The organism is Bradyrhizobium sp. LMTR 3 (assembly GCF_001693485.1).
GTDB lineage: Bacteria > Pseudomonadota > Alphaproteobacteria > Rhizobiales > Xanthobacteraceae > Bradyrhizobium.
In genome coordinates this window covers 1-923 of record NZ_MAXC01000050.1, presented here as the reverse complement: position 1 = coordinate 923, position 923 = coordinate 1, and the positions used below count along the sequence as shown (strand labels likewise).

General features: G+C 63.1%; 1 protein-coding gene. It reads left to right on the top strand.

Features of this window, described 5'->3' with window-relative positions:
• The coding region (locus LMTR3_RS30365) for an acyl-CoA dehydrogenase family protein (protein ID WP_065748655.1) at positions 1 to 923 on the top strand (923 nt) is incomplete at both ends.

Here is a 923-nt window from a genome sequence, read left to right as displayed (position 1 = left end):
ATCCGCGAGACGGTGCATGCGTTTTCGCAGAATGAAATCGCCCCGCGCGCCGCCGAAATCGACCGCAGCAATCAGTTCCCGCGCGACCTCTGGCCCAGGATCGGCGCGCTCGGCCTGCACGGTATCACGGTGGAAGAGGAATATGGCGGCGCCGGTCTCGGCTATCTCGAGCACTGCATCGCACTGGAAGAAATGTCGCGGGCATCAGCCTCCGTCGGCCTGTCCTACGGCGCCCATTCCAACCTCTGCGTCAACCAGATCCGCCGCAACGGCAATGAGGCGCAGAAGCGGAAATATCTGCCCAAGCTGATCTCGGGCGAGCATGTCGGCTCGCTCGCGATGTCGGAGCCGGGCGCAGGTTCCGACGTGGTCTCGATGAAGACTCGCGCCGAGAAAAAGGGCGACCGCTTCGTGCTGAACGGCAACAAGATGTGGATCACCAACGGCCCCGTTGCCGATACGCTGGTGGTCTACGCCAGGACCGACGCCAATGCCGGCCCGCGCGGCATCACCGCCTTCATCATCGAAAAGGGCATGAAGGGATTTTCTACCGCGCAGAAACTCGACAAGCTCGGCATGCGCGGTTCCGACACCTGCGAACTGCTGTTTGAGGATTGCGAAATCCCGGAGGAGAACGTGCTGAGCGAGGTCGGCCGTGGCGTCAACGTGTTGATGTCTGGCCTCGACTATGAACGCGCAGTGCTGGCGGCGGGTCCGATCGGCATCATGCAGGCCTGCATGGATGTGGTGCTGCCTTACGTCCACGAGCGCAAGCAGTTCGGCGAGCCGATCGGCTCGTTTCAACTCGTGCAGGGCAAGATCGCCGACATGTACACCACGATGAATGCCTCGCGCGCCTATGTCTATGCGGTGGCAAAGGCTTGCGACCGCGGCGAGACCACGCGCGAGGACGCCGCCGGCGC